Source organism: Mycoplasmopsis felis ATCC 23391 (assembly GCF_000701865.1).
Classification (GTDB): domain Bacteria; phylum Bacillota_I; class Bacilli_A; order Mycoplasmatales; family Metamycoplasmataceae; genus Mycoplasmopsis; species Mycoplasmopsis felis.
In genome coordinates, this window is sequence record NZ_JNKA01000005.1 from 36,605 (window position 1) to 42,676 (window position 6,072).

The 6,072-nt window shown below is 26.1% G+C and carries 5 protein-coding genes and 1 pseudogene; all 6 read left to right on the top strand.

Annotation, left to right across the window (positions count from 1 at the left end):
• Positions 1-3: 3 nt before the first annotated feature.
• Entirely contained in the window at positions 4-933 is a 930-nt protein-coding gene (locus tag T405_RS00920; protein WP_318024011.1) for an NAD(P)/FAD-dependent oxidoreductase, read from the top strand.
• A 123-nt stretch (positions 934-1,056) separates the two neighbouring features.
• Entirely contained in the window at positions 1,057-3,543 is a 2,487-nt protein-coding gene (locus T405_RS00925; RefSeq protein ID WP_036430181.1) for a valine--tRNA ligase, read from the top strand.
• Positions 3,531-4,361, top strand: a complete 831-nt coding sequence (locus T405_RS00930) for a bifunctional 5,10-methylenetetrahydrofolate dehydrogenase/5,10-methenyltetrahydrofolate cyclohydrolase (RefSeq protein ID WP_036430183.1) — start codon at positions 3,531-3,533, stop codon at positions 4,359-4,361. The genes T405_RS00925 and T405_RS00930 overlap by 13 nt, the downstream gene beginning before the upstream one ends.
• A 9-nt stretch (positions 4,362-4,370) precedes the next feature.
• Positions 4,371-5,345 carry a 6-phosphofructokinase gene (gene pfkA, locus T405_RS00935; protein WP_036430185.1) on the top strand — a complete coding sequence of 325 codons (975 nt, stop codon included), beginning with the start codon at positions 4,371-4,373 and terminating at the stop codon, positions 5,343-5,345.
• 94 nt (positions 5,346-5,439) lie between these two features.
• Entirely contained in the window at positions 5,440-5,565 is a 126-nt protein-coding gene (locus T405_RS04015) for a hypothetical protein (RefSeq protein WP_258408952.1), read from the top strand.
• A gap of 139 nt (positions 5,566-5,704) precedes the next feature.
• Positions 5,705-6,072 (top strand): annotated as a pseudogene (locus tag T405_RS00940) (IS1634 family transposase); the annotation flags it as partial.

Here is a 6,072-nt window from a genome sequence, read left to right on the forward strand (position 1 = left end):
ATAATGGAAAAAGAAATTTTTGATTTATTAATCATCGGAGCAGGACCTGCTGGTTTAAATGCTGCAATGTATGCATCACGTGCTAATTTAAAAACTATTTTTATAGAAAAAGGTGCTCCTGGTGGGAAATTAGTATTAACAAATAAAGTAGAAAATTGATTAGGAACAGAATTAATTGAAGGATGACAATTAGCAACTAATTTTTTTGAACATTCAAAAAAATATGGTGCTAAATATAAATATGGTGAAGTTCAAGAATTAATTAACCATTCTGATTTCAAAAAAGAAGTTAAATTAAGCAATGGAGAATTAGTTTTTGCTAAAACAGTTTTAATAGCAACAGGAATGAAAAATAGAGAACCAAAGTTTGTTAAGAATTTTGATAGTTTTGTTAACAAGGGAGTTAGTTTCTGTGCTATTTGTGATGGTCCATTATTTAAAGGATTGCCTACATTGATATTAGGTGGAGGAAATTCTGCAGTTGAAGAAGGAACATATTTAACAAACATTGCTTCACACGTATATATAGTTATTAAAGATGCTGAATTTAATGCAGAAAAAAGATTAGTTCAAGAATTATTACAAAAAACAAATGTAACAGTTTTTAGAGAAAGTCAAATCAAAGAAATTAATGGTTCAGATTATTTAGAAAGTGCAATTATTATTGATAAAAATAATCAAGAACAAGAAATTAAAATTGGTTCATTCTTCCCTTATATAGGTATGGAACCTACAACTACTTTCATCAAAAATCTAGATATTTTAGATGAAAAAGGATTCATTTTAACTGATGAATTTATGCAAACACAAGTTAAAGGAATTTTTGCAGCAGGTGATATAAGAAAAAAAGAAATAAGACAAATTATTACAGCTTCTTCTGATGGTGCAATTGCTGCAAAGAAAATTTCTGATTTATTGAATTTTGAACAATAAAAATCCTTTTAAATTTAAAGGATTTTTATTTTTATTTTTCTGAAAATTTAGTATATGCAAATGAAAAAAAGAAAATAGTTTATAATTATATAGTTAAATTTAGTTTAAGTCCAAGGGGTTGATGTGAATAAAAATTACAACCATAAGTTAGTCGAAAAAGACACAGAAAGAAAATGAAGAAAAAAGAAGTTTTTTATAAATCATGATTTATCTAAAAAACCTTTTTCAATTTTATTACCACCTCCAAATGTAACTGGAAAATTACACTTAGGTCATGCATTAGATTCTTATATTCCTGATACTATTATAAGGTATAAAAAACTTAAAGGTTTTGATGTTATGTGATTACCTGGTATGGATCATGCAGGAATTGCTACTCAATCTAAAGTAGAAGATTATTTATTAAATACAGAAGGTATTGATCGTATAAGTTTAGGTAGAGAAAAATTCATACAAAGAATTTGAGGGTGAAAAGAAGAATATTCAGAAATCTTTAAAAAACAATGATATAAAATGGGTCTTGCTTTAGATTATTCAAATGAAAGATTTACATTAGATAATCAAGCAAATCAAGCAGTTCAAAAAGTTTTTATAGACTTATATAACAAAGGTTTCTTATACAAAGGAATAAGACCAATTAGTTGAGATATTAAATTACAAACTGCAGTTTCTAATATTGAAGTAAATAATGAACCAACTGAACAAAATATGTATTATATTAAATACAAGGTTAAAGAAACAAATGAAGATTTAATTATTGCAACAGTTAGAACAGAAACACTATTAAGTGATGTTGCAGTAGTAGCAAATCCAAAAGATACTCGATATTTAAAATATAAAAATATGCATATTATTCATCCTCTTACAAAGAAAGAATTACCTATTGTTTATGATGATTATGTTGATATAAATTTTGGAACAGGTTTAATGAAATTATCAGCTCATGCTGAAGCTGATATTGAAATTATTCAGAAATTAGGTCTAGAGATAATTGAAAGCATTGATAAAAAAGGATTTATTAATTATCCAGAATCAGAGTTTCATAATTTAGAAAGATTCCAAGCAAGAAAATTAATTGCTCAATATTTAGAAAAAAATAATTATTTATTAAAAAAAGAGAAAGTTATTTCTAATGTTAGTGTTTCAGATAGGTCTAAAACAGTTATTGAAACATTAGTCTTACCTCAATGATTTGTTAAAATGGATAAATTTAAAAACTACATACTAGATGATTTAAAATCAAAAAATGGAGTTAAGTTTTATCCAAAACGTTTAAAAGACACAATGAAACAATGAATGGAAGATGTTCATGATTGAACTATTTCAAGACAATTATGATGAGGTCACAGAATCCCTGCTTGATACAAAGGAAATGAAGTTATAGTTCAAATTAAAAGTCCAGGAAAAGATTGAGTTCAAGATGAAGATGTTTTAGATACATGATTTTCATCAGGGATTGCGCCGTTTGTATTCCTAGGTTGGCCTAAAGAAAATGAATTATTAAAAAGATACTATCCATTTTCTTTATTAGTTACAGGTTATGATATTATCTTCTTTTGAGTAGCTAGAATGTATTTTATGAGTTTAGAATTTATGAAAGAAATTCCATTTAAAGAATTATTATTCCATGGTTTAATTAGAGCTTCAGATGGAAGAAAAATGTCAAAATCTTATAATAATGGAGTAGATCCAATGGAATTAATTGATGAATATGGTTCTGATGCTTTAAGATGATTTTTATTAACGAATACATCACCAGGATTAGACATTAAATTCTCAAAAGAAAAAATTGAATCTGCATGAAGATTAAATAATAAATTATGAAATATAGTAAATTACATCAAAGAAATTCCAAATACTAAAAATAATCAAAAAACTTTTGCTGATAAATGAATTTTAAATAAATTGAATGATTTATCTAAGAAAATAGATAAATCAATGAAGAAATATGATTTTACTGTAATAGGTAGTGAAATATATAAATACATTTTCAATGATTTAAGTAGTTGATATGTAGAGTTTTTAAAATCTTCACCAAGCAAAAAAAATGCATTAAATATTTTAAAGAAAACTTTAATCATCTTACATCCGTTTTTACCCTTTTTAACTGATAAGTTATATTCTGAGTTATTTGCAAGTGAATTATTAGAACAAAAATGACCAAGAATAATGACAAATAAAGATGCAAATTATATCGATGAATTAATCTTAGTTATATCTGAAATTCGTAAGTATCGTGAAGAATATAATATTTCTAAAAAAGAAATTATTCAATATTGATATCCATCTTTAACAAATCAAGAAGGAATTGATATTATTAACAAATTAGCAAATGCCAAAGAATTTCAAAACAATGACTTCTTAATTTCGGTAAATAATAAAGAATTATTTATATCTATTAATCAAGAGCAAAAAGAAAAAAACAAAATGGACTTATTGAATAAAATCCAAAAGGTAGAATTTGAAATTCAAAGAGCACAATCAATGTTAAATAATGAAAAATTTGTTAAATTTGCTCCAGAATCAAAAGTTCAAGAAGAAAGAAGTAAATTAGACAAATACACTAAAGATTTAGAAAAATATCAAGAGGAGTTAAAATGAAAATATTAACAGGAAAAGAATTAGCTCAAGCTGAAATTTTAAAATTAAAAGAAGAAGTAGCACAGTTAGACCCACAATATCTTCCCAACCTTTCTATCATTCAAGTTGGTGATAATCCTGCTTCTAATAAATATATTCAACAAAAAATAAAAAAATGCAATGAAATAGGTATTGAGTGTAAATTATGAAAATTCCCAGAAGATATTACTCAAAAATCTTTATTAAAGAAAATTGATGAAATTAATGATGTTTCAACTGGTGTAATTGTACAATTACCATTACCTAAACATTTACCTAAACAAGTTATTTTAGATTCTATCCCTTTATTTAAGGATGTAGATGGACTATCAAGTAGAAATCAATTTTTACTATACAATGATTTACCAGATAAACATTTTGTTCCAGCAACAGCAAGAGCAGTTTTAGAAATCTTAGAGCATTATCAAATTGATTATACAAATAAAAAAGTTTGTGTTGTTGGAAGAAGTCATGTGGTAGGTAAACCACTTGCACATATAATCAAAAGACAAGGTGCAGATGTTGCTACATTTAATGAAAAAACAGGATTAAAAGGTGTAGAAACTGGTGATATAGTTATAGTAGCTATCGGTGTACCAAATTATGTGAAAGCAGAAAACGTAAAAGAAAATGCAATAGTTATTGATGTAGGAACTAATTTAGATGATAATTTACCAGATAAAATATATGGTGATGTAGACTTTGAAAGTGTTAAAGATAAAGTTCCTGCTATTACTCCTGTTTTAGGTGGTGTAGGACCAATGACAGTTGTTTGTTTATTAAAAAATCTAATTGAAATAGTTAAATAAGGAGAAAAGATGAGAAAAATTGCTGTATTAACATCAGGTGGTGATGCTCCTGGAATGAATAATGCCATTAGAGGTGTAATTAAAGCTGCTAAAATGCATGGACTAGAAACTTATGTAGTTTTAGAAGGATATAAAGGTTTATATAATAATGAAATTTATCCTTCTGATAATTATGAAGTAGATAAATATTTAAATCAGGGTGGAACATTTATTTATTCTGCTAGATTTCCTGAATTTAAAAATCCAGAAGTAAGACAAAAAGCAAAAGAAAACTTATTAAGCAAAGGTATTGAAGCATTAGTAGTAATTGGTGGAGATGGTAGTTATAAAGGAGCTCAATTACTTCATGAATTAGGAGTTAAAACTATTGGATTACCTGGAACTATTGATAATGATATTGCATCAAGTGATTATACAATTGGTTATGACACTGCACTAAATACAATTGTGCAAGCAATTGATAGAATAAGAGAAACAGCAAGTAGTCATAAAAGAATTATGATTGTCGAAGTTATGGGAAATGGATGTGGAGATTTAGCTTTATATTCAGGATTAGCTACTGGAGCTGAAATAATTCTAACTAATCAATATAAATTATCACATCAAGAAATTATTGAGAAAATTAAACCATTAACTGAACAAAAAAATAGAAGAAGTATTATCGTTGTTGTTTCAGAAAAATGTTATGACATTAAAGCATTAGAATCAGAAATTCAAAATGCAACTAAGTGAGATACACGTTCAAATCAATTGAATCACATCCAACGTGGAGGAACACCAACTGCTCAAGAAAGAATCCTAAGTACTTTATTAGGTATGAAATCTGTTGAATTAATCTTACAAGGACAATCAGGATTAGCATTAGGAATTATTAATAATGATATTAAAGCTACACCAATCTTAGAAGCTTTATCAATGGAAAATACATCTAAAAACAAAGCAACACAACGTGCAGAAAAATTCAATAAATTAAACCAAGCATAATTTAGAAAGTGGAAATCAAATTATCTTCTTGATTTTGATTTCCGCTTTTAAACATATTTATAATTCTTATTTATATAATAATTAAAGGAGTAAAATGAATAAAAATCTATTTGAAGAAGTAACAGAATTATTATTATCAAATCCTAAATATGTTAGTTCACCCGAGTTTCCCGCTTGTTTATTAAAAAAACACTTAAACACCTACATTATAGATGTTTAAGTGTTTTTTGTTAATTATTTATCCTGAGTTTCTGAGTTGAAGACCAAATTTTTAATTTTTTAGAATCTATATATGTATACATATATAGAAATTTTTATTTTTTGTTTTGAATACTATGATTACAATGTATAATTATTATATGAAAGTGAATAATTACATAATTGGAAAAAGCAAAAGAGCAAAAGGAACATATATTTTTGCTGGCATTTCTGGTGGGTATGGTGCTGGTACTAAGAAACAAATTGGTTTGGGTTGGTTAGAACAATTAGAACAAATTAATCCTGATGTTATTTCTATTTTAAAAACAAAAGCAAAAGAACTTACAGAAGATATGGAAAAAGATTTCGTTAAACAAGAATTACTAAATTCTATTCAAAATCAAAAAATTACAGTTAATTCAATTAACTATGGAATAGAAGTTATTTATAAATTTATAGACAAACTACAAATCTTTGAATCGATATCAAAAACCAAGCATAAGGATTTAAAATCAATTTTAGAATATTG